The organism is Frateuria defendens (genome assembly GCF_001182895.1).
Lineage (GTDB): Bacteria > Pseudomonadota > Gammaproteobacteria > Xanthomonadales > Rhodanobacteraceae > Frateuria_B > Frateuria_B defendens.
On sequence record NZ_LFQR01000026.1, the window covers coordinates 13,355 to 34,889 of the forward strand.

The 21,535-nt window shown below is 71.7% G+C and carries 20 protein-coding genes and 1 pseudogene; 2 read left to right on the top strand and 19 right to left on the bottom strand.

Going from position 1 to position 21,535, the window contains the following annotated elements:
- Positions 1–27: 27 nt before the first annotated feature.
- Positions 28–1,113 (bottom strand): hydrogenase small subunit, encoded by a 1,086-nt coding sequence (locus ACH65_RS03535; protein ID WP_049621199.1) that lies wholly within the window; start codon positions 1,111–1,113, stop codon positions 28–30.
- A 365-nt stretch (positions 1,114–1,478) separates the two neighbouring features.
- Between ACH65_RS03535 and ACH65_RS03540 the strand changes: the two genes are divergently transcribed.
- Together ACH65_RS03540 and ACH65_RS03545 are read left to right on the top strand one after the other, a co-directional pair.
- The gene (locus ACH65_RS03540) at positions 1,479–2,441 is read left to right on the top strand and encodes an NADH-quinone oxidoreductase subunit B family protein (protein WP_049621200.1); all 963 of its coding nucleotides are present in this window, start codon (positions 1,479–1,481) and stop codon (positions 2,439–2,441) included.
- Between the two features lie 21 nt (positions 2,442–2,462).
- Positions 2,463–4,064 carry a nickel-dependent hydrogenase large subunit gene (locus ACH65_RS03545; RefSeq protein WP_049621201.1) on the top strand — a complete coding sequence of 534 codons (1,602 nt, stop codon included), beginning with the start codon at positions 2,463–2,465 and terminating at the stop codon, positions 4,062–4,064.
- Positions 4,065–4,356: 292 nt separating this feature from the next.
- Here the strand turns inward: ACH65_RS03545 and fdhD are convergent, their stop codons facing one another.
- From fdhD to ACH65_RS03630, 18 genes and pseudogenes are all read right to left on the bottom strand, one after another.
- Entirely contained in the window at positions 4,357–5,169 is an 813-nt protein-coding gene (fdhD, locus tag ACH65_RS03550; protein WP_049621202.1) for a formate dehydrogenase accessory sulfurtransferase FdhD, read from the bottom strand.
- A gap of 54 nt (positions 5,170–5,223) precedes the next feature.
- The gene (locus ACH65_RS20970; RefSeq protein ID WP_053096140.1) at positions 5,224–6,210 is read right to left on the bottom strand and encodes an ABC transporter ATP-binding protein; all 987 of its coding nucleotides are present in this window, start codon (positions 6,208–6,210) and stop codon (positions 5,224–5,226) included.
- Positions 6,210–6,992 carry an ABC transporter permease subunit gene (locus tag ACH65_RS19630; RefSeq protein ID WP_049621203.1) on the bottom strand — a complete coding sequence of 261 codons (783 nt, stop codon included), beginning with the start codon at positions 6,990–6,992 and terminating at the stop codon, positions 6,210–6,212. The genes ACH65_RS20970 and ACH65_RS19630 overlap by 1 nt, the downstream gene beginning before the upstream one ends.
- Positions 6,989–7,903 (bottom strand): extracellular solute-binding protein, encoded by a 915-nt coding sequence (locus tag ACH65_RS19635; RefSeq protein WP_049621204.1) that lies wholly within the window; start codon positions 7,901–7,903, stop codon positions 6,989–6,991. The genes ACH65_RS19630 and ACH65_RS19635 overlap by 4 nt, the downstream gene beginning before the upstream one ends.
- Positions 7,900–8,250, bottom strand: a complete 351-nt coding sequence (locus tag ACH65_RS03570; RefSeq protein WP_049621205.1) for a hypothetical protein — start codon at positions 8,248–8,250, stop codon at positions 7,900–7,902. Before ACH65_RS03570 ends, ACH65_RS19635 begins: the two co-directional genes overlap by 4 nt.
- Positions 8,247–8,819, bottom strand: coding sequence for a molybdenum cofactor guanylyltransferase (gene mobA / locus ACH65_RS03575; protein WP_049621206.1), 573 nt, complete (start codon positions 8,817–8,819; stop codon positions 8,247–8,249). The genes ACH65_RS03570 and mobA overlap by 4 nt, the downstream gene beginning before the upstream one ends.
- Before the next feature lie 39 nt (positions 8,820–8,858).
- Entirely contained in the window at positions 8,859–10,100 is a 1,242-nt protein-coding gene (locus tag ACH65_RS03580; protein WP_049621223.1) for a molybdopterin molybdotransferase MoeA, read from the bottom strand.
- A gap of 8 nt (positions 10,101–10,108) precedes the next feature.
- Positions 10,109–11,107: a bifunctional molybdenum cofactor biosynthesis protein MoaC/MoaB gene (gene moaCB / locus ACH65_RS03585; protein ID WP_049621207.1), complete on the bottom strand. Its 999-nt coding sequence runs from the start codon at positions 11,105–11,107 to the stop codon at positions 10,109–10,111.
- Positions 11,108–11,110: 3 nt separating this feature from the next.
- Positions 11,111–12,085: a GTP 3',8-cyclase MoaA gene (gene moaA / locus ACH65_RS03590; protein WP_049621208.1), complete on the bottom strand. Its 975-nt coding sequence runs from the start codon at positions 12,083–12,085 to the stop codon at positions 11,111–11,113.
- Between the two features lie 190 nt (positions 12,086–12,275).
- Positions 12,276–13,247: a LysR family transcriptional regulator gene (locus ACH65_RS03595; protein WP_049621209.1), complete on the bottom strand. Its 972-nt coding sequence runs from the start codon at positions 13,245–13,247 to the stop codon at positions 12,276–12,278.
- Between the two features lie 182 nt (positions 13,248–13,429).
- Positions 13,430–14,755 carry a cytochrome c gene (locus tag ACH65_RS03600; protein WP_049621210.1) on the bottom strand — a complete coding sequence of 442 codons (1,326 nt, stop codon included), beginning with the start codon at positions 14,753–14,755 and terminating at the stop codon, positions 13,430–13,432.
- Entirely contained in the window at positions 14,752–17,022 is a 2,271-nt protein-coding gene (locus ACH65_RS03605; RefSeq protein ID WP_049621211.1) for a xanthine dehydrogenase family protein molybdopterin-binding subunit, read from the bottom strand. The genes ACH65_RS03600 and ACH65_RS03605 overlap by 4 nt, the downstream gene beginning before the upstream one ends.
- Entirely contained in the window at positions 17,019–17,576 is a 558-nt protein-coding gene (locus ACH65_RS03610) for a (2Fe-2S)-binding protein (protein ID WP_082190131.1), read from the bottom strand. Before ACH65_RS03610 ends, ACH65_RS03605 begins: the two co-directional genes overlap by 4 nt.
- A 52-nt stretch (positions 17,577–17,628) precedes the next feature.
- A complete protein-coding gene (locus tag ACH65_RS03615; protein WP_049621212.1) occupies positions 17,629–18,237 on the bottom strand; it encodes a nucleotidyltransferase family protein in 609 nt (202 codons plus the stop codon).
- Positions 18,234–19,331, bottom strand: coding sequence for an XdhC family protein (locus ACH65_RS03620; protein WP_049621213.1), 1,098 nt, complete (start codon positions 19,329–19,331; stop codon positions 18,234–18,236). The genes ACH65_RS03615 and ACH65_RS03620 overlap by 4 nt, the downstream gene beginning before the upstream one ends.
- 173 nt (positions 19,332–19,504) lie before the next feature.
- Positions 19,505–20,584: a ThiF family adenylyltransferase gene (locus ACH65_RS03625; protein WP_336884796.1), complete on the bottom strand. Its 1,080-nt coding sequence runs from the start codon at positions 20,582–20,584 to the stop codon at positions 19,505–19,507.
- Positions 20,585–20,680: 96 nt separating this feature from the next.
- Positions 20,681–21,085 (bottom strand): annotated as a pseudogene (locus ACH65_RS21150) (molybdenum cofactor biosynthesis protein MoaE); the annotation flags it as partial.
- Positions 21,082–21,324 (bottom strand): MoaD/ThiS family protein, encoded by a 243-nt coding sequence (locus ACH65_RS03630; protein ID WP_049621215.1) that lies wholly within the window; start codon positions 21,322–21,324, stop codon positions 21,082–21,084. The gene ACH65_RS03630 and the pseudogene ACH65_RS21150, both read right to left, overlap by 4 nt.
- Positions 21,325–21,535 lie beyond the last annotated feature (211 nt).

The following is a 21,535-nucleotide window of genomic DNA, read 5'->3' on the forward strand; positions in this document are numbered from 1 at the left end:
TATCTCGTTGGCTGTGGGCGGCCGCGCTCAGGCGACGGTCTGGTTCTGGTCGGCGGCGCGCTTGTCGGCGACGCGCTTGAGCACACTGGCGGCCGCATGCGCGGCGGCCGCGGCGCCGACCACGCCGGCCATGGCGCCGCCGATCTGGTCGGCGTTGGCCTCGATGCCGAAGCCGTGCACGTCGGTGAGGCGGTCGTAGAAGGAGCCCTTGTCCCAGAAGCCCTCCTCCGAGCAGCCGATGCAGCCGTGGCCGGCCTGGATGGGGAAGCTGGTGCCGCCGTTCCAGCGCACGGTGGAGCAGGCGTTGTAGGTGGTGGGGCCCTTGCAGCCGACCTTGTAGAGGCAATAGCCGCGGCGCGCGCCTTCGTCGTCGAAGCTCTCCACGAACTGGCCGGCGTCGAAGTGCGGGCGGCGGTAGCACTTGTCGTGGATGCGCTGCGAATAGAACATCTTCGGCCGCCCCTGGCGGTCCAGCTCGGGGATGCGGTCGAAGGTGAGCATGTAGGTGATCACGCCGGTCATCACCTCGGCGATCGGCGGGCAGCCGGGCACCTTGATGATCGGCTTGTCGGTAATGACCTTGTGCACCGGCGTGGCCTGGGTGGGGTTGGGCCGCGCCGCCTGCACGCAGCCCCAGGAGGCGCACGAGCCCCAGGAGATGATCGCCTTGGCGTCCTTCGACACGCGCTTGAGCTGCTCGACGAAGGGGCGGCCGCCGATGATGCAGCTCATGCCGTCCTGGTTGAGCGGCGGATTGCCCTCCACGGCCAGGATGTAGTTGCCCTTGTACTTGGCCATCACCTCCTCGAGGATCGCCTCGGCCTGGTGGCCGGCGGCGGCCATCAGGGTGTCGTCGTAGTCGAGCGAGATCATCGACAGCACCACGTCTTTCACCAGCGGGTGCGCCGAGCGGATGAACGACTCCGAGCAGCAGGTGCATTCGAGGCCGTGCAGCCACAGCACCGGCGTGCGCGGCTTGGTCTCCATGGCGTGGGCGATCCTGGGCATGAACGCCGGGCCCAGGCCCAGCGACGTGGTCGTCAACGCGCAGTACTTGAGGAAGCTGCGCCGGGTAATGCCCTGGCGCCGCATGACTTCGTAAAAGGTTTCCATGGACTCGCCCTCGGGACTGAGCAGAGCTGCTGCCGCAAAAAAGAAGGAGTTGGGGGGATGGGCGCGGATGCGATGCGATGGGGACGCGGCATGCCGGCGACAGGTGCCCGCGGCACCCGGCGGATGAAGAGGTTAAGAACGCGAAAAAACGCGATCAACACCCGTCGCAAAAACGGAAACTAGGTGAGCACTCCGGGCCCGAAAGGCCGGGGGTGCAAACAAGGTTTGCAATCTGCGCGCAAAGCCCCCGGATCGTTTGGTGCCGGCCCGCGATCGCGGGCACAATCGCGCGGTACGCGACGCGCGGCGCAGGCCGCCCGCGCGCCGCGGCGACTTTGGCTAAGCAGCAGGACGAATGAAGGACGATGGCCAATCTCTTGTGGCTCCAGGGCGGCGCCTGCTCCGGCAACACCATGTCGTTCCTCAACGCCGAGGAGCCGAGCGTGTGCGACCTGGTCACCGACTTCGGCATCCGCGTGCTGTGGCAGCCCTCGCTGGGCGTGGAGCTGGGCGATGCGCTGAAGGCGCTGCTGCACGCGGTCATCGACGGGCGCACGCCGGTCGACATCCTGGTGTTCGAGGGCTCGGTGATCAACGCGCCCGGCGGCACCGGCACCTGGAACCGCTTCGCCGGCCGGCCGATGAAAGAGTGGGTGCAGGCGCTGGCCGCCCGCGCCCGCTACGTCCTGGCGGTGGGCGACTGCGCGAGCTGGGGCGGCATCCCGGCGATGAGCCCGAACCCGTCCGAGTCGCAAGGGCTGCAATTCCTCAAGCGCGAGCACGGCGGCTTCCTCGGCGCGGATTTCCGCTCGCAGGCCGGCCTGCCGGTGATCAACATTCCCGGCTGCCCGGCCCACCCGGACTGGATCAGCCAGGTGCTGGTGGCGTTGGCCACCGGCCGCGCCGACGACCTGCAGCTGGATGAGCTGCAACGGCCCAAGACCTTCTTCCAGTCGTTCACCCAGACCGGCTGCACCCGCAACATGCACTTCTCCTACAAGGTCTCGGCCACCGAGTTCGGCCAGCGCAAGGGCTGCCTGTTCTACGACCTGGGCTGCCGCGGGCCGATGACCCACTCGCCGTGCAACCGCATCCTGTGGAACCGGCAATCCTCCAAGACCCGCGCCGGCATGCCGTGCATCGGCTGCACCGAGCCGGAGTTCCCCTTCTTCGAGCTGCGGCCCGGCACCGTGTTCCGCACCCAGACGCTGATGGGCGTGCCGCGCGACATGCCGCAGGGCGTGGACGCGCAGAGCTACCGGGCGCTCAGCATCGCCGGCAAGCACGCCGCGCCGCAGTGGGCCGAAGAAGACCTGTTCGTGATCTGACCGACCGGTGCCTCCCTACGCATGAGTTCCCGCATCCAGACACTCGACATCTCCCCGGTGGGCCGGGTCGAGGGCGACCTCGACGTGCGCGTGGAAATCGAGGACGGCGTCGTCACCAGCGCCTGGACCCAGGCCGAGCTGTTCCGCGGCTTCGAGATCATCCTGCGCGACAAGGACCCGCAGGCCGGCCTGATCGTCACCCCGCGCGCCTGCGGCATCTGCGGCGCCTCGCACCTGACCTGCGCGGCCTGGGCCCTGGACACCGCCTGGAGCACGGAGGTGCCGCGCAACGCGATCCTGGCCCGCAACCTGGGGCAGATCGTGGAGACGCTGCAATCCATCCCGCGCTCGTTCTACGGCTTCTACGGCGTGGACCTCGTCAACAAGAACTACCGCCACAGCGCCTATTACGAGGAAGCACTGCGGCGCTTCGCGCCGTTCACCGGCAGCGCCTACGAGCGCGGCATCGGCGTGTCCGGCAAGCCGGTGGAGATCTACGCCCTGCTCGGCGGGCAGTGGCCGCATTCGAGCTACATGGTGCCCGGCGGCGTGATGAGCGCGCCGACGCTGACCGACGTCACCCGCGCCTGGTCGATCCTCGAATACTTCCGCCGCAACTGGCTGGAGCCGGCGCTGCTCGGCTGCTCGCTGGAACGCTACGAGGAAATCCAGAGCTACGACGACTTCCAGGCCTGGCTGGACGAAAACCCGGCGCACGCCGGCTCCGACCTCGGCCTCTACTGGCGCATGGGCCTGGACATCGGCCTGCACCGCTACGGCCGCGGCCACCAGCGCTACGTGAGCTGGGGCTACCTGCCCCACGAGGACCGCTACCAGCACCCGACCATCGCCGGCCGCGCCGCCACGCTGGTGGCCCGCGGCGGCGTGTACGACGCCGCGCTCGACCGCTACCTGCCGATGGAGCAGGACGCCACCCGCGAGAACCTGCTGCACGCCTGGTACGACGAGGGCGGCGAAGACGTGCATCCGTTCGAGCGCGAAACGCGGCCCACCCAGGACAACGCCCACGACTACGCCGGCAAGTACACCTGGTCCAGCGCCGTGCGCCACGCCGAGTTCGGCCGCCTGGAAGCGGGCCCGCTGGCGCGCCAGCTGATGGCGGCCCAGCCGGGCGCGGAACCCTGGCAATACCGCAACGGCTTCCTCCGCGACTGCCTGCGCCGGCTCGGCGGCGCCAGCGCCCACCTGCGCGTGCTGGCGCGCCTGCACGAAACGGTGATGCTCTACCGCCAGGCCGAACGCATCCTGCGCGAGTTCCGCCTCAACGACCCGTGGTACATCAAGCCGCGCGATCGCGACGGCCGCGGCTGGGGCGCCACCGAGGCGGCACGCGGCGCGCTCAGCCACTGGATCGAGGTCGAGGGCGGCAAGATCAAGAACTACCAGATCGTGGCGCCCACCACCTGGAACGTGGGCCCGCGCGACGCCGAGGGCGTGCGCGGCCCGATCGAGGAGGCGCTGATCGGCACCCCGGTACGCGACCCCACCGACCCGGTGGAAGTGGGCCACGTGGCACGCTCGTTCGACTCCTGCCTGGTCTGCACCGTGCACGCGCACGACGCCTTGAGCGGCGAGGAACTGGCGCGGTTCCGGCTGGGGTAAGCGCCTGTTCGCGATCTCCCTGCTGGTGTCCGCGAGGGAGGGCTTGCTGTGCTGTTGAAGCCCTGTCGCAAGCTGGCCGGCTTTCGGCCGGCCCGATTGCGACAAGCGCTTCAGTTCAATCCAGATGTGCGGCCCTGGGTGACCAGCTTCGCTGTGGTGAAGCGCCTCCGGCCTGCGCCGGAACGACGAGCAAGAGCGGAGTCACTGCGTCCGCACACATGGCTACCGCAAAAAAACGCACTCCATTGGCCCCAGCGCATCCGGCAGGATCGTGAACAGGCTCCGAGAAGGCTCAGGGAATCGCGTCGCGCAGCCGCTGCGGATGGCTGTACACCACATGCCGGCCAGGGCGCACGAAGCCGGTCAGGGTCAAGTTGCTGGCCTGGGCCAGCCCCACCGCCAGCGCCGTGGGCGCGGAGATCGCGGCCAGCAGGCCGACGCCCAGGCTGGCCGCCTTGGTGACCATCTCGTAGCTGGCGCGGCTGGTCACCAGCACGAAGCCGCCGCGCATGTCCACGCCTTCGCGGCTCAACGCGCCCAGCAGCTTGTCGAGGGCGTTGTGGCGTCCCACGTCCTCGCGCACGTGGAGGATCCCGCCTTCGGGCGACGCCCACGCCGCCGCGTGCACGGCACCCGTGCGGCGGTTGAGGGGCTGGTGCTGCGCCAGCGCGTCCAGGGCCCGCTCCAGCGCATCGGCGGCGAGCACCGGCCCGTCCGGCACCTTCGGCAGGGGCCGCAGCACGTCTTCCAGGTGACGGCTGCCGCAGAGTCCGCAGCCGCTGCGCCCCGGCAGCAGGCGGGCCGATCCGGCGTCCACGGCCTCTACGCCGCCGGCGTCGATGTCCACCACGTAGCCTTCCAGCTGCTCGTGCACGGTCACGCCGCGGATGTCGCTCGCCTGCGCCACGCGCCCCTCGCTCAGCGAGAAGCCGTGGGCGAAATCCTCCAGGTCGGCGGGCGTGGCCATCATCACCGCGAAGGCCTCGCCGTTGTAGCGCAGCTCGACCGGCGCCTCCTCGGCCAGCCAGTCCTCGCCCTGCTGCTGGCCTGCGCCCTGGTGAACGATGACGCCGCGACGCGCCAGGCCGAGAGGCGCTGCGCTCATGAGGCCACCGCGATGCGTACGTGATCGAGCATGCCGGCGATCATAGGCTCGTCTTCATGCGATGGGCCAGCAGCGGATCGCGTCCGGCGGCAGCGACAGCCTGGGCGCCGCCGGCAGTTCGAAGCCCGGCGGCGGTTCCACCCACAGCCGCGCCTGCCCGCAGCGCAGGCCGAGGTAGCTGCCGTGCGCGCCGGTCTGGCGCAGCTCGAACGACGCGGCGATGGCGCCCTCCGGCGCCGACGCCGGCTCGTGCACCCGCACCGCCGCGGGCGCGATGTGCCAGTCCACCGGCGTGCCGTCGGGCAGATCCGTGTGCACCGGCACGGCCGTTTCCGCCTGCAGCCAGGCCAGACGCTGGGCCCCGGGCGCGCCGACGATGCGCCCGCGCTGCACGTTGCGCAGCCCAAGCAGCCGCGCCACCGCGCCGCTGGCCGGCCGCGCGTGGACTTCTTCCGGCGTGCCCAACTGCACGATGCGCCGGCGGTGCATCAGCACCAGGCGGTCGGCGACCGCGGCCAGCGCGGGGTCGTGGCTGACGGCCAGCGTGGGGATGGCGGCCTCGTGCACTTCCGCGATCAGCTCGGCCAGCACCTCGTCGCGGGTGGCCGGGTCCAGGGCCGAGGTGGGCTCGTCCAGCAGCAGCAGGCGTGGGCGCCGGGCCAGCGCGCGGGCCAGCGCCACGCGCTGCTGCTGGCCGCCAGACAGCGAGGCGGGCCAGCGCTCGGCCAGCGCCGCCATGCCCACGCGCTCCAGCCACGCCATCGCCGCTTCGCGGCGGCGCGGGCCGCGCAGGGCGAAGGCGACGTTCTCCCAGGCGCGCAGGTGCGGGAACAAGGCATGCCCCTGCGGCAGGTAGCCCACGGCGCGCCGCTGCGGCGGCAGGCCGTCGAACGGTTCGCCGCGCGCCGGCAGCAGGCCGGCGATGGCGCGCAGCAGCAGCGACTTGCCCTCGCCACTGGCGCCCAGCAGGACGGTGACCCCTGCCACCTCGAAGCGAGCATGCAGCGCCACCGGATGCTCGATGCGGTAGTCGACGAGCATCACGACAGCCGCCTGCGCACCGCCATGCCGAGGGTCAGCGGCAACGGCAGCGCCACCAGGAAGAACACCCACAGCAGCGGGTACACGGCGTCCAGCCCGAAATCCTGCAGGTTCACCCACAGCTTCACCGGGATGCCCTGCGGGTAGTAGGCGACGATCAGCACGGCGCCGAACTCGCCCAGCGCGCGCACCCAGGCCAGCGCCACGGCGGCCGCCAGGCCCAGCCGCGCCAGCGGAAGGCTCACCTGGACGAAGCTGCGCCACGGCGAAAGCCCAAGTGTCAGCGCGATCTGCTCCAGTTCGCGCGGTACGCCCTCGAACGCCGTGCGCGCCGCCATCACGTAATAAGGCAGCGCGGCATAGCACTGCGCCAGCACGAAGGCCGGCGCCGAGTTGGTGAGCAGCAGCCCAGCCCGCTCCAGCAGGCGGCCGGCCGGCCCATAGGGGCCATACACGGCGGCCAGCAGCAGGCCCATCGCCAGCGGCGGCGTGAGCAGGGCCGCGAGCAGCAGGGCATCGACCAGCCATTGGCCGCGCACGCGATACCGCGCCAGCCACCAGGCGAGCGGCGTGCCCAGCGCCACGATCGGCACCAGCGCCAGCAGGCTGTAGCCCAGCGACACCCGTACGGCGCCGCCGTCGCCATGGGCGAAGCCGAAGTGCCGCCAATCGGTGGCCAGCAGCAGGCCGGCGAAGGGGACGGCGAGCAGCAGCAGGGCCAGCGCCGCCGGCAGCGCGGACAGCCGCGGGCGGAAAGGCGCCGGCCCGGGCGATGACGTCACAGGGCGTCGCCGTGCGGCGGGTCGTAGCCGCGCTCGCGGAACATCGCCTGCCCTGCGGCCGCCTGCAGCAGGCGCACAAAATCGGCGCCGAGCGCGGGCTGCCCGGCATTGCCCAGCACGGCGGCGTAGAACACCAGCGGCTGCGCCTTCAGCACCTTGCCGTCGGCCAGGCTGAGGCTGGCCTGCGCGTACCAGGACGCCTGCATGGCCGGCTGCGCCAGGTCGATCTCGTCGGGGAGATCGACGGTGGGCAGATGATGCGAATAGGCCGCGCTGGCATAGCCGATGGCCGCGTCGATCTGGCCGGCCTGGAGCCGCGACATCAGCGAGGGCTCGGCGAAGATCTGGCCCGGGTTCTGCAACGCGCCGGCCACCTGCTCCAGCAGGTGCGGCTGGCGGTAGTAACGCTCGGCCAGCTGCAACGCGAGCAGGGCATTGGCGCCTTGCGGATCCACCGCGGGGTCGGTGCGGCCGAAGCGCAGGCCGGGTTGGCGCAGCACCTCGTACCAGGTTTTCTCGCCGCGCTTCGCGGCGGCGAAATCCGCGGCGAAGCGGCTGCCGGGGCTGTAGATCACCACCATCCGCGTGCTGGCCACCGGCACGACATGTTCCACCAGGCCCGCCTGCTGCAACACCTTCATCGGCCCCGGCGTGATGGCCACGAACACATCCGCCTGCATCTGTTTCGCCGCCAGCAGCCGCGCGAGCGCGAAGGAGCCCTGGCCGATGCCCTGGTAGCCGGCCTGGTGCGCCTTGGCGAAGGCCGGGCCGAGCGACTGGTCCATCACCACGCCCATCGAGCCGGCGTAGGCCACGCGCAGCACCGGCGCATCGCCGGCCGAGGCGGCCGCGCCGCAGAGCATCAGCAGCGGCGCCAGCCAGCGCGCCAGGAAGGCACAACCGCGCTTCATGCCCTGCCCTCCCGGCCGCCGCGGCGATGGCGCACGCTGTCGCGCACGTCCACGTCGAACAGCAGTTCCAGCGCCTCCCCATCGGGCACCGGCAGCGTCATCGGCAAGCCCTCGCGGCTGGGCAGGCGCGCGGCGAACGCGCGCACCTCGCCGTCGTTCAGCACCACGCGCCAGCCCTCGCCGTCGCGCTGCCAGCCGGGCGCCTCGCCCAGGGCCAGCTGCTGGCGCTCCACCCGCCCGTCGGGCCAGTGCGTGCGGTTGCCCACCGCGGCGCCGTCGAGCAGTTGCGCCAGCTCCGCCTCGTCGATGCGCAGGCGCAGCGCCTGGCCTTGCAATTGCACTTTCATCCGGTCACCTCGTTCCACCCGGCTTCGGTATTGCAGTCCGCCAGCTGCCGCGCCTCGGCGGCATCCAGCGGGATGTCTTCGCCGCCCAGGGCGGCCTGCAGGGCGCGCAGCGAGCGCCGGCGCGGTTCCTGTTGCAGCAGTTCGCGCAGCAGCGCGCGGCTGCGTCCGTCCAGGCGCAGGCGCAGCGGCAGCACGTGGCCGGCGAAGGCGAGGCAGCGCGCATCCGGCCGTTCGCGGCGCAGCCGTTGCAGGAGCGTGGCCTGCAGCCGCGGCATGTCCACCGGGATCACCAGCAGCTCGGCCTCGCCGGCCAGCACCGCAGCGACGCCGGCGAGGCCGCCCAGCGGGCCGGCCTGCGGCTGCGCGTCGGCGATGCCCGCGTAATCCGGGCGATCGCCGCTGACGCGGGCCTCGGCCACGCCGGCCTCGCGCAGCACGGCGAGCTGGTGCTCGATCAACGGCCGCCCCTGCCAGGGCAACAGCGCCTTGTCGCGCCCCATGCGCGAGGACAGGCCGCCGGCCAGCACCACGCCGATGCACGGCAAGGGCTCAGCGACCGTATCCGGCATCGGCCGTTCCGGCGGGACAGGTCCGGGCGGACCGGGCTTTCACGCCTCGCTCCAGCCCCATGACGGGCTTTCCAGATGGCCCAGGCCGTGGGCGTCCACCAGCGTCCCGGCCGGCAGTTCCATGGCTTCGCCGGGAATCCTGATCCAGGCATTGGCCTCGGCCAGCGGCCGGATGCGGTAGGACTCCTGCCCGGGCAGCACGACGGCGGCGAGCCGACCCGCGGCGTCCAGTTCCAGGCGCGATTTCAGGTAGAAGTGCAGGCGCGGCTTCTTGGCGTAGGCCGCGGCCAGCGGCACCTGCCACGGCCGCTCGCGCGGCAGGCCCAGCATGGCGCGCAGCGCCGGCTCCACGAAGAAGCGCAGCCCCGCCGCCACCGCCATGGGGTTGCCGGGCAGGCCGAAGAACAGCGTGCCGTCGGGCAGGCGCGCGAACAGCAGGGGCTTGCCGGGGCGGATCGCCACCTTGTGGAACAGCACCTCGGCCCCCAGCCGCTGCAGCGCGAGGGGCACGAAGTCGTAGCGGCCCATGGAGACCGCGCCGGTGGAGATCAGCATCTGCGCGCCGGCGGCGCGGGCACGCCCGGCCGCGGCGAGGAAGGCGTCCACGTCGTCGCCCACGGTTTCGGCGTGCACCAGCTCGGCGCCGGCGCGCGGGACCCGCGCGGCCAGGAACGGGCCGTTGGAATTGCGGATCTGCCCCGGCCCCAACGGCACGGCGGGGTCGTCGACCAGCTCGCGGCCCGTGCACAGCACCGCCACCCGCGGCCGGACCGCGACCTCGACGCGGGCCACGCCCAGGGCCGAGAGCAGCATCAGGTGCTGGGGCGCCAGCAGGCTGCCGGCAGCCAGCACGGGCTCGCCCGCGGCCACGTCGGAACCGGCGCGGCGCACGTTCTGCCCCGGCGCCACCTCGGCCAGCAGGCGCACTCGGGGGGGCGCGTCCAGCCGTTCGGTCTGCTCCAGCGGAATGACCCGATCCAGCCCGTCGGGCAGGCGCGCGCCAGTCATGATTTCCCAGGCACCGTGTGCGCGGCCGCGCGCGGCATCGCCGGCGGCCTGCTCGCCTTCGATGGGCCATGCACTGCCGGCCGGCAGCGGCTCGGCACCGCCGCCGAGCGCGTAGCCGTCCATGGCCGAGTTGTCGAACGGCGGCAGGGCAACGTCGCTCGCCACCGCCCGCGCCAGCACGCGGCCCAGGGCGGCGGCGCCGGCACAGTCCTCCGCCGGCACCGGCGTGCAGGCATCGAGGATGATCCGCTGCGCGTCGGCGGGTTCGAGCAGGGCATGGCTCATGCGTGGCCCCCGCCTGCCGCCATGTCCAGGGCATGGGCGAGGATCGGCGCGAGGATGTCCATGCCCTCGGCGACGGCCTTGGCGCTGCCAGGCAGGGCGATCACCAGCGTGCCCTGCACCAGCACGGCGTCGGCGCGGCTCAGCCAGGCCAGCGGTGTGTGCCGGCCGCTCTCGCTGCGGAACAGCTCGCCGATGCCGGCCACGTGGCGGTCGGCGACCCGCGCCAGCGCTTCGGGCGTGCAGTCGCGTGGGCCCAGGCCCGTGCCGCCGGTGCACAGCACCAGCCGGACGCCGGCGTCGGCGAGTTCGCGCAGGCGCGCGGCCAGGGATGCCTCGTCGTCCGGGCGCAACTCGGCGGGGCCGGCCTCGGCGCCCAGCGCGCGCAGGCGCTCGACCAGCAGCGGACCGGAGACGTCCTCGTAGTCGCCGCGGCTGGCGCGGTCGCTCAGCGTGACCACCGCCGCCGCCACGCCCTCCAGCCGCGCCGCCGCGCGGGGGCGGTAGTGCGCGCGCTCGGCGTCGCTGAGGCCGTCCGGGTGCAGCCACAGCCCTTTCTTGCCGCCCTCCTTGAACAGCAGCCGGATGCCGCCGATCGACAGGGCCGGCTGCACCGGCTTGGTCAGGTCGTAGAGCGTGAGCAGCGCGGCGCTGGCGCCGGCCAGGGCTTCCATCTCCACCCCGGTGCGGGCGAAGGTAGCCACTTCGCAATAGACGCGGATGGCCTGGCGCTCCGGTACGCGCTCGCAGCGCACCTCGATGTAGTCCAGCGGCAGCGGATGGCACAACGGCATCAGCTGCGGGGCGTTCTTGGCGCCCTGCAGGCCGGCGACCTCGGCCATGGCGATGGCGTCGCCCTTGGGCAGGCGCCCTTCCGCGATGTCTTCATAGGCGCTGCCGGCGTGCAGCTCGCCCACGGCCACCGCGCGGCGCGCGGTGGCGCGCTTGCGGCGCACGTCGGCCATGTGGAAGTGGGCGCGTGGTTCGCGCTCGGGCATGAATCAGCCTCCGGTGGATGCCAGGTGGGGGGTGATGCCGGTGCGGCCCTGGTGCAGGTAGTGCGTCCGCTCCTTGTGCACGAGCTGGCCGCCGATGGCGCGCACCAGGTCGTCGAGCTGGTCGTCTTGCTGCAAGAACGGGCGCAGCGGGATGCCGAACTCGCCGAACAGGCACAGCCGCAGGTCGCCCGTCGCGGTGACGCGCAGGCGGTTGCAGCCGCTGCAGAAGTCCTTCGAGTACGGCGCGATGATGCCGATGCGGCCGGCGTAATCGGCGTGCCGGTACTCGCGCGCGGGGCCGGCGTCCGCGGCGCGCGGGAGCGCCTCCCAACCCGCCTCCAGCAACTGCGTCTCCAGCGTCTCGGCGCGCACGTGGTGGTCGCGGAAGAAGGCCAGGTTGTCGCCGGTCTGCATCAGCTCGATGAAGCGCAGGCCCACCGCGTGGTCGCGCAGGTAGTCGAGCCAGGCCGGCAGCTCGCGGTCGTTCACGTCGCGCAGCAGCACCGCGTTGAGCTTGACCGAGGGCAGGCCGGCGGCCAGCGCCATGTCGATGCCGGCCAGGATGTCCTCCAGCCGGTCGTGGCCGGTGATGCGCGCGAAGCTGGCCCGGTCGAGGCTGTCCACGCTGACGTTGATGGCGTTGAGCCCGGCCTCCGTCCACTCGCCCAGGCGGCGCGACAGCAGCGTGCCGTTGGTGGTCATCGCCAGCTTGCGCACACCAGGGATGGCGGCGGCGGTGCGCAGCACCTCGGTGAGGTCGTGCCGCACCGAAGGCTCGCCGCCGGTGATGCGCAGCTTGTGCATGCCGAGCGCGGCGAAGCCGCGCAGCAGCCGCGCGACCTCGGGCAGGCTCAAGGGCGCGGCGGCCCCGGGCGCGGCGCGGTAGCCGTGCGGCAGGCAGTAGGTGCAGCGGAAGTTGCATGCCGGGACGATCGACAGGCGCAGGTAGGGAAAGCGGCGGCCGTAGCGGTCGGTCAACGCCGTCGCGGCCTCCGTCCCTGCTTCCGGCGGGCGGGAGGCGGTTGCGTTTTCCCGTTCGGGCGGGGAACTGCGGATCACGGACACGGCACGCTCTTTCCCTCGGGGCTGCGGGCCCGGCGCCAGGCGCCGAGGTACGACCCGAGTATGGTCGTCGATGGCTCGGGGCACCAAATCGTTACGGCTTGTCTCATGATAAATCTTCTTTATGAGCACGTCGCCCGGGCCCGCCCGCGGATGCGGCATGCAGGGCGTCGCCCAACACGGCATCCAGCTGCCCTTGCAGGTCGAGCCGCGACGCCAGCTGCCAGGCTTTTTCCAGCAGGGGCGGAACGATCTTCTGGCGCAGGCGCAGCATGCCGACGATGGCGCTCAAGGGCGGGTCCAGCGGATGCAAGGTGATGCCGCGGCCCAGGAAATAGTCGGGCAGCGCGCTCACCGGCATGACGCTGCACATCTCCCCGCTGCGCACCATGGCGTAGAGCACGCTGATGGTGTTGGTCTCGACGATGACCCGCGGCGCGACGCCCGCCAGCTGGAAGGCCTCGTCGATGATCTCGCGGTTGTGCATGTCGCGGCTGAACAGGCACAGCGGCAGCCGCGAGGCCTCGCCCCAGCTCATGCGCGCCTTCAGCCGCCGCCCGGGGTGCGCCCCCGCCACCAGCACGTAGCGCTCCGAGTAGAGCGGCTGCATCTCGTAGATCTGCTGCGGAATCTGGTCGAGATAGGTGATGCCCAGGTGCAACTCGCGCCGCTTCACGCGCTGGAGGATCGAGCGGGTGCTCAGCGAATGCAGCCCCAGGCGCAGCTCTGGCACCACGCGGCGGTAGGCCACCGTCAGCAGCATGGAAGCCTGAAAGGAGGACGGCACCGCCCCCACTTCCAGGTGGCCGCCCGCCACGGTCTTCGAGAATTCCGCCTCCTGGCGAAGGCCGTCGAGCGAGGCCAGCATCTGGCGAGCCCACAACAGGACCCGCTCGCCCTCGGGGGTAAAGCCGATGAAGCGCCGATCGCGGCGGATAATGGTGATGCCGAGTTCCTTCTCCAACTGCCGCAGGCCGGCCGAAAGCGCGGGCTGCGTCACCTGGCAGCTTTCGGCCGCCTGGGCGAAGTGGCGATGCTGCGCGAGTGCGACGAGGTAAGTCAGCTGGCGAACGAACAAGCAAGCCTCCATGCCGGATCGGTACCGGCTGCCACGGGAGCATGCCAGATTCCGCCATGTCCGCTTTCAACGCGACCGTGCCGCCTGGCTGCAGCCCACGCGCCCGGACAGGCCGGATCCTCCGGCCCGCCCGAAGCGTCACGTCGATACCGTGCCGGGGAGACCGCCCCATTGTGCTGCGCTCACTGCGCACGACGTTTGGCGACCTCCTCGGCGGTGAGTCCGGCCTGCTTGCCGCCGAAATGCGTCAGGACGAAGTTCCCGAGCGCGGCGACCTCGGTGTCGGTGTACGCCCGGCCGAACGACGGCATCGAGGTTTGCCCGTGGGCGGTCTGCAGCGTCGTCCCGTGCAGGATGACCTGCGTGAGGTTGTAGGCCGCCGGATCGTTCACGGCCTGGGTGCCGAGCAGCGCCGCCTCGGCGCTCTGGCGCCCCTGGCCATTCCACAGGTGGCAGCCGGCGCAGGCGCCCTGGAACAGGTGCTGGCCGAGACCGCCGCGCGCCAGCTCCTCCGCGCCCGGCGCATCGGCGGTCGAGGCCAAGGCCAGGGGCGGCTGCTCGTTCAGCTCGCTGCCCGCGGCCCCCTGCCGGGGTTCCACCGCCCGCAGATAGGCCACGAGGGCACCGATGTCTTCGGGCGTCAGGTACTGCAGGCTGTTCTGCACCACCTCGCCCATCGGGCCCGACGCCGTACCGCGCCCGGCGGCATGCCCCGTGGACAGGTAATCGGCCAGCTGCCGGTCGGTCCAGCCGCCGATGCCGTAGGTCTTGTCGGCGGTGATGTTGTAGGCCTTCCATCCCTGCAGCACCTCGCCGGACAGCGCCTGGCTGCGCTTGACCGCGAACAGGGCGTTGCGCGGCGTGTGGCACTCCTCGCAGTGCCCCAGCGCGGTGGCGAGATAGGCACCGCGATTCCACGCCGCGGACTTGCCTTCCACCGGCTCGAAGCGCGCCTTCTTCAGGAACAGCACGTTCCAGAAGCTCAAGGCCCAGCGCTGGTTGTAGGGAAAGCCGAGCGCGTTCGCCCTGGCCGGCGCATGCGCCGGCGGCAGGCTGAACAGGTAGGCCTTGATGGCGAGGATGTCGTCGCGGCTCAGGGCGGTATACGAGGTATACGGAAAGGCCGGGTACAACGGCTTGCCGTCCTTGCGCACGCCCGCGTGCAGGGCGCGCACGAAATCCTCGTCGCTCCAGTCGCCGATGCCGGTTGCCTTGTCCGCCGTGATGTTGGTCGAGTAGAGGGTACCGAATGGCGTCTTGAAGGCCACGCCGCCCGCGAACGCCTGCCCACCGGGCACGGTGTGGCAGGCGATGCAGTCGGCGGCGCGCGCCAGGTATTCGCCGCGCGCCACGGGGTCGGTGAGGTTCGCCGGCGCGCCGGCGGCAGCCGGCTGCGGCGCGCCGGTTTCCCTGCCGTCGCCCACGGTCAGCAGGGCATAGGCGGAAAACGCCACGGCGCCGGCGACCACCACGCCCAGCGCTGCAAGCAGGATGCGTGCGGGTTTCATGCGGCCCCCTTCGCCACGGCGGTGGCGGCTTCGTCGAAGGCCTCGGTCACGACGGCCTTCAAGGCATCGGCGCCCTGCACCAGCGCGGAGCGGTCGATGGGGTATTTGCGCAACCTCACGCCGGTGGCGGCGAAGAGGGCGTTGATGAGGCTGGGGAACGCCATCACCGTACCGGTTTCGCCGATGCCGCCGGGCACTTCCTTGCTGTCGACGATATGCACCTCGATCGGCGGCGTCTCGTTGATGCGCATCATGCGGTAGTCGTTGAAATTGCTCTGCTCCACCGCGCCGTTCCTGATGGTGATGCCGTTGTAGAGCGCCGCGGTCCAGCCAAAGATCAGCCCGCCCTGGATCTGGGCCTCCACCGTATTGGGGTTGACCACCACGCCGCAGTCGACGGCGGCGACGGCGCGGCGCAGCGCGATGCCGCCCTGCGGCGAGACCTCCACCTCGACGATCACGCAGAGGTAGCTGCCGAACGGCGTCGCCAGGGCCACGCCCCGTCCGACCCGCGGCGGCAGCGTGCCCGCGCCCCAGCCCGCCTTGCTGGCCGCCAGGTCCAGCACGCCGAGCGCGCGCGGGTTCTTCTGCAACAGGTCGCGGCGGTAGGCCACCGGGTCCTTGCCGGCGGCGTGCGCCAGCTCATCGACGAAGCCCTCGACCACGAACACGTTGTGGGCCGGGCCCACGCCGCGCCACCAGCCGGGGTGCAGCCCCTCGGGCAGGTCGTGCCGCACCCATTCCACCTTCAGGTTGGGCACCTCGTACGGCAGCTCGGCGGCGCCTTCGACGGCATCGGAGTCCAGGCCGTTCTTGCCCATGGCGCCGGGCGCGAACTTCGCCAGCACGGAGGCGCTGGTGATGCGGTCCCGCCACGCCACCGGCCGGCCCTCGGCGTCGAGCGTGGCGGCGATGCGGTCGTGGTAGGCCGGGCGGTAGCGGTCCTGCGCCAGGTCTTCCTCGCGCGTCCAGACCACCTTGAGCGGGTAGTCCACCTGCCTGGCGAAGGCCACCGCCTGTTCGATCGAATCCTCGAACAGGCGCCGGCCGAAGCCGCCGCCCATGTACTGGTTGTGCACCACGATGGTCTCGGGCTTCAGGCCCGTGACCTTGGCGGCCACGTCCACCGCGCGCGCGGGCACCTGGGTGCCGGTCCAGATCTCGCAGCCGTCCGGGCGCACGTGGACGACCGTATTGAGCGGCTCCATGGTCGTATGCGCCAGCAGGGGCAGTTCGTAGGTAGCCTCCACCGCCTTGCCCTTGACCCCGTCCACGTTCCCCACTTCGCGCGCCAGGATGGGCGTGCCGTTGCGGGAGGCGTCGGCGAGTTCCTTGAACAGCTGCTCGGTGGAGAAACTGGCATGGGGGCCGTGGTCCCAGCGGATGTCCAACGCCGCCAGCGCCTGCTTCGCGGCCCAGAAATGCTCGCCGATCGCGGCCACCGCGTTGTCGATCTTCACGATGGCGACGAAGCCGGGCACCTGGCGCGCGCGGGCGTCGTCCACCGCGAGCAGCTTGCCGCCGATCGTGGGGCAGGCCCTGACCGTGGCGACCTTCATGCCGGGCACGCGGATGTCGATGCCGAACGGCAGGGAGCCGTCCACCTTGCCGGCCGTATCCACGCGGCGGAGCGGCTTGCCGATCAGCGCGAAGGCGCCGGGATCCTTTTCCACCACCCGCTCGGGCACCGGCAGCCGCGCGGCGGCGGCGGCCACCTCGCCGTAGCCGGCGCTGCGTCCGCTGGCCTCGTGCCGGATGACGCCGCGCGTCACCGTGCACTGGGCGGGCTCGACCTTCCAGCGGGCGGCGGCCGCGGCGACCAGCAGGCTGCGCGCCGCGGCGCCGGCCTGGCGCAGGGTGGTCCAGCAGTAGCGGATGGTGGTGGAGCCGCCCGTGGCCTGCTCGCCGACCAGCGGGTTGGCGTAGAGCCTGCGGTTGGCGGGCGCGTGCTCGACCACGATCTGGTCCAGCCCCAGGTCCATCTCCTCGGCCAGCAGCGTGGCCTGGCCGGTGTACGCGCCCTGCCCCATCTCGATGCTCGGCATGACCAGGTGGACCGCGCCGCCGGCGCCGACGCGGATGTAGGCATTGGGCGCAAAGGCGGGGTCGCCCGCCTCGATGCGCCCCGGCTGGCCGGCGCGCCCCAGCACCTTGGCGCCGCCGCCAAGCCAGAGGAAAGCCACCACCAGCCCGCCCGTCTTCAGCGCCTGGCGGCGCGAGGGGTTGTCCGGGCCTTCGCCGGGCAGCAGATCGGGTCGCGTGTTCATGCCGCGTCCTCCTGGCGAACCGAGAGAAACGCCTGGCCGGGCGCGTCCGTGCCGCTTGAGGCCGCCGCCGCTTCGTTGGGAATGGTCTGGGGCACGAGCTTCCTGCCGGTCGCTGCCTGCTTGATCGCCTCGCGGATGCGCACATAGGTGCCGCAGCGGCAGATGTTGCCGGACATGGCGGCGTCGATCTGGGCATCGCTTGGCGCCGGCGTGCCCGCCAGCAGGGCGGTGGCCGACATGATCTGGCCCGACTGGCAGTAGCCGCACTGCACCACCTCGATGGCCAGCCACGCCTGCTGTACCTTCCTGCCGACCTCGCTGGCGCCCACACCCTCGATGGTGGTGATCGCCTTGTCGCCCACCGCGGACACCGGCAGCACGCACGAGCGCACGGCCAGCCCGTCGAGGTGCACGGTGCAGGCCCCGCACTGCGCGATGCCGCAGCCGAACTTGGTGCCGGTCAGCCCGATCACGTCGCGCAAGACCCAAAGCAGCGGCATGTCGTCCGGTACATCGACCGACTTGCGCTCTCCGTTGATATTCAAGATCAGCATGGGTGCCTCCGCGATGGACGTATGGACGGTGTCAGCGTTAGGCTTCGAAACCTTATCCGGCGTCGCCGGACTGCCAGCGCCGGTAGTCCTCCGGCGTGTCGATGTCGATGCGGGCCTCGGGCATGGGCAGCGCCTGCACCTCGCCGGCGTGGCGGGCCAGCAGGCGGCGCGCGCCCTCCGGGCCGTGCAGGGCTTCCAGCTCGTCGAAGCAGCGCGCCGGGAAAAGGCAGGGCGCGCCCCGCACGCCGTCCCCGTAGGCCGCCGCCACGATGCGGCCGGGCGCACCCTCGGCCGCGCTCGCCAGCGATGCCAGATGGTCGGCGCGAATGGCCGGCTGGTCGCCAAGGCAGACGATGACGGCGGCCAGCGAAGGCTGCCTGCCGCGCAGGCGCCGCACGCCGTAGGCGAGGGAGCCGCCCATGCCGGACGACCAATCCGCATGGAAGGCCACCTCCACGGAAAGGCCGTCCAGGGCGGGCTCGACCAGCGCCCGGTACGCGCCGGTCACCACCGTCACCCAGGGCGAGACCTGCAGGGCGGCCTGCGCCTGGCGCCGCACCAGCGGCTGGCCGCCCACGAGGAGCAACTGCTTGGGCGAGCCGTAGCGGCTTGCCTCGCCGGCGGCGAGCAGGACGATGCCGATGGCGCGGGCGCCGTTCATGGATGGATCGGCCCCTGCGTCCGGCTCAGCCGGACGCCCGAGCGCGCGTTCATCGCGGCCATGATTTCCGCCGCGACCGAGAGCGCGATCTCCGGCGCCGTCTCCGAACCGATGTCCAGGCCCGCCGGCGCGTGGATCGCCGTGGCGGCGTCGTTCACGGCCTCGCGGATGCGCCCTGCCCGCTCCCGCGAGCCGATCACCCCGAGGTAGGCCAGGGGCAGCGGCGCCAAGGCCCGGACGAAGGCGAGGTCGCGCTCGAAGTTGTGCGTCATCACCACCACCGCCGTCTGCGGGTCGAACGCAAGCGCCTGCGGCAGCGCCTCGGGCGCGGCCGCGATCAGGGTGCCCACGCCGTCGGGGGGCGCGGCAGGCGGCGAGGAGGCGAGGTGCTCGACCAGGGTGGTCTGCCAGCCCAGGCCATGCGCCAGCCGCGAAAGCGCCAGCGCCCCCTCGTTGCGCCCGACCACGACCAGCGCCGGTGTGGGCCGCCACACTTCAAGCAGTATGCCCCATTGCGCGCCGTCCGCCTCGATGCGCTCGACGGCGGTGCGCGCGTTCAGCGGGACGGCGGCGGCGAGCGTGCGGACGCGCTCGGCCAGCGCCGGAACCGGAATGTCCGTCCAATGGCCCGACGCCTGATGGATCAGGCGCCACGGGCGCGGCGCCAGCGCGGCGCCGTCGCGCGAGAACACGGTGGCCACGGCGCCGCAGGCGCGCGCATCGTGAAGCTCGGCGAGCACGTCCAGGAAACGGCCATCCGCCGGATCGAGCAAGGGCTCGACGAGCACCTCCAGCTCGCCGCCGCAGCCCATTTCCATCATGACGTCGAAGTTCGCCTCGCGATTGTAGGGCACCAGCGCCGGCGCGCCCTCGGCCATCGCGCGCAGGGCACGCAGGACGATGTCGCGCTGCGGGCAGCCGCCCGACAGGGCGCAGGTCACCTCGCCGTCGGCATGCACCAGCATGCTGGTGCCGGCCCGCCGGAAGGTGGAGCCGCGCGTGCGGACGATCGTCGCCAGCGCGGCCGGCGTTTGATGCGCGCGAAGCCGTTGGACCGCCGCCAAGAGCTGGGGGAATTCCTGCGGCGTGTTCACGGGGATTGCCTTGCGGCTGCATCAGCCATGCAGGTCCATCCGATTCGGGCCAAGACAAGAACCGTTCGGCTTCGAGCCGGCCGGCGTCGCGCATTGCACCATAAGCCGATCGGGCACCGCGTCCCTCGATTGAGTGATTCTGCGTGCGGACGGGGCCGACACGGCCATCGCCGCTACGAGGCTTTCCGCAGGGACAACGCGGCCAGGCCGCCCGCCAGCGAATACACGTTCTCCACGCCCTCCGCCCGCAGGCGCTGGACGGCGTGGGCGCTGCGGCGCCCGCTGGCGCAGATCAGCAGATAGCGCCCTTCGTTCCGCAGCACTTGCGCATGCACCGCGATCTCGCCCGAGGGCACGTGCCGCGACGGCACGCCCGGCAGCGGCAGGGCCGCGATCTCGTTGGCCTCGCGCACATCCACCAGTTGGAAACCCGCAGCGACCGCTTCGGCCAGGCTGTGGAACGACAGGTCCATCTCGCGCTGATCCTGGGCGCGTCGAAGCGCGGCACGGGCCTGGTGCGTGCATCCGCCGTGGGCGGCGCAGCCTGCCGTGGTGTCCATGCCCAGGTGCTGGATCGTGTTGTCCAGCAGGTTCACCAGCGCCAGCGTGGCGTTCTTTGGCCTGGGCAGATCCAGCAGGATCTTCAGGGCTTCCATGGCCTGCATCGCGCCCAGCACGCCCGGCACCGGCCCGAGCACGCCGGACAGCACGCAGCTGCCCACCGCTTCGGGCGAGGGCTCCTGCGGCCACAGGCAGCGCAGGCAGGGTAAGCCCGCCTTCGGGTCCACCACCTGGAGCTGGCCTTCGTACTGGTACACGCTGGCCAGGACCAGCGGCGTGCCGCTCAGCACCGCGCCATCGCTGCTCAAGTAGCGGCTGCGCATGTCGTCGGTGCACTCCAGCACCAGGTCGAACTGCGCGAACGTCTCCACGACGTTGCCCGCATGCAGCGGCTCGGCGAATGCGCGCACCTGCACGGAAGGGTTGATGGCGGCGACGCGGCGAGCGGCCAGCTCCACCTTCGGCTTGCCGATGTCGCGGGCGTCGTAGAGGGTCTGCCGATGCAGGTTGCTGGCATCCACGCGGTCGCCGTCGACGAGGCCGAGCGTACCCACGCCCGCTCCGGCCAGATAGGCGATGACGGGCGAGCCCAGGCCGCCGGCGCCGATCACCAGCACCCGCGCGGCGGCAAGCCGCGCCTGGCCGGCCTCGCCCACCTCGGACAGCCGCATCTGGCGCGAATAGTCCGGCATGAACGGCGCGGCGGGCGCGTGCCCGTGGTGGGCATGCCCATGGTGAGGATGGCCGCCCTCCTCGTGCTCGTGCTCGCGATAGGTGTGCGAGCAGGCCACCCAGCTGGTCTCGCCGGTGACGTAGTGCTCCTTCTTCCAGATCGGTAGGCGGTGCTTGATCTCGTCGATGATGTAGCGGCAGGCGCGGAAGGCCTCGTCGCGGTGCGGCGCCGACGCGCCCACCCACACGGCCATGTCGCCGATCTTCAGGTCGCCGGTGCGGTGCACGCAGTGCGCCGCGCTGACGCCGTAGCGCGCGATGGCTTCCTCGGCGATGCGTTCGCCCTCGGCGATGGCCAGCTCGACGTAGGCCTCGTATTCGAGCCCGTCCACCTCGCGCCCCTCGTTGCTGTTGCGCACCCAGCCCTCGAAGGCGCAGAAGCCGCCCGCGCCGGGATCGCGCAGGCCCTCGCGCAGTGCCGCGGGGTCGATGGCCGTGGTGGCGATGGCGAAGCGCTTCATCCGCCGGCCACCGGCGGGATGAAGACCACGGTATCGCCATCCCGCAGCAGGCGATCCCACGCGCAGAACTGGGTGTTCACGGCGACCTTGAGCGAGGCGGCGTCCAGCGAGAAGCCGTGGCGCGCGCGCAATTCCTCGTAGAGGTCCCGCAGCGAAGCCGCGCCGGTGAGAACTTGTTCGCTGCCGGTGCCGGCCTGTTCCCGCAACTGTGCGTAGTACTGAAGATTTACCAAAGCCATGCCGGTCGTTCCTGGCGGTGCTGCATGCGCCATCTTTCCTCAGGCGCGTCGGCATTGTCCAGCGATCAGCCCGGTGGGCACGGCAGGCGCGAGCGTGCCGGCCTCGATGCTTCGCGCGACAATCGCCGCCCTTCCCGCCGCCTCGTCATGGCGAAGACCGCCGGCTTTCGGCCGTCGCGAGACGCTTGCGGAAAGCGCCCGCCGCGGGCCG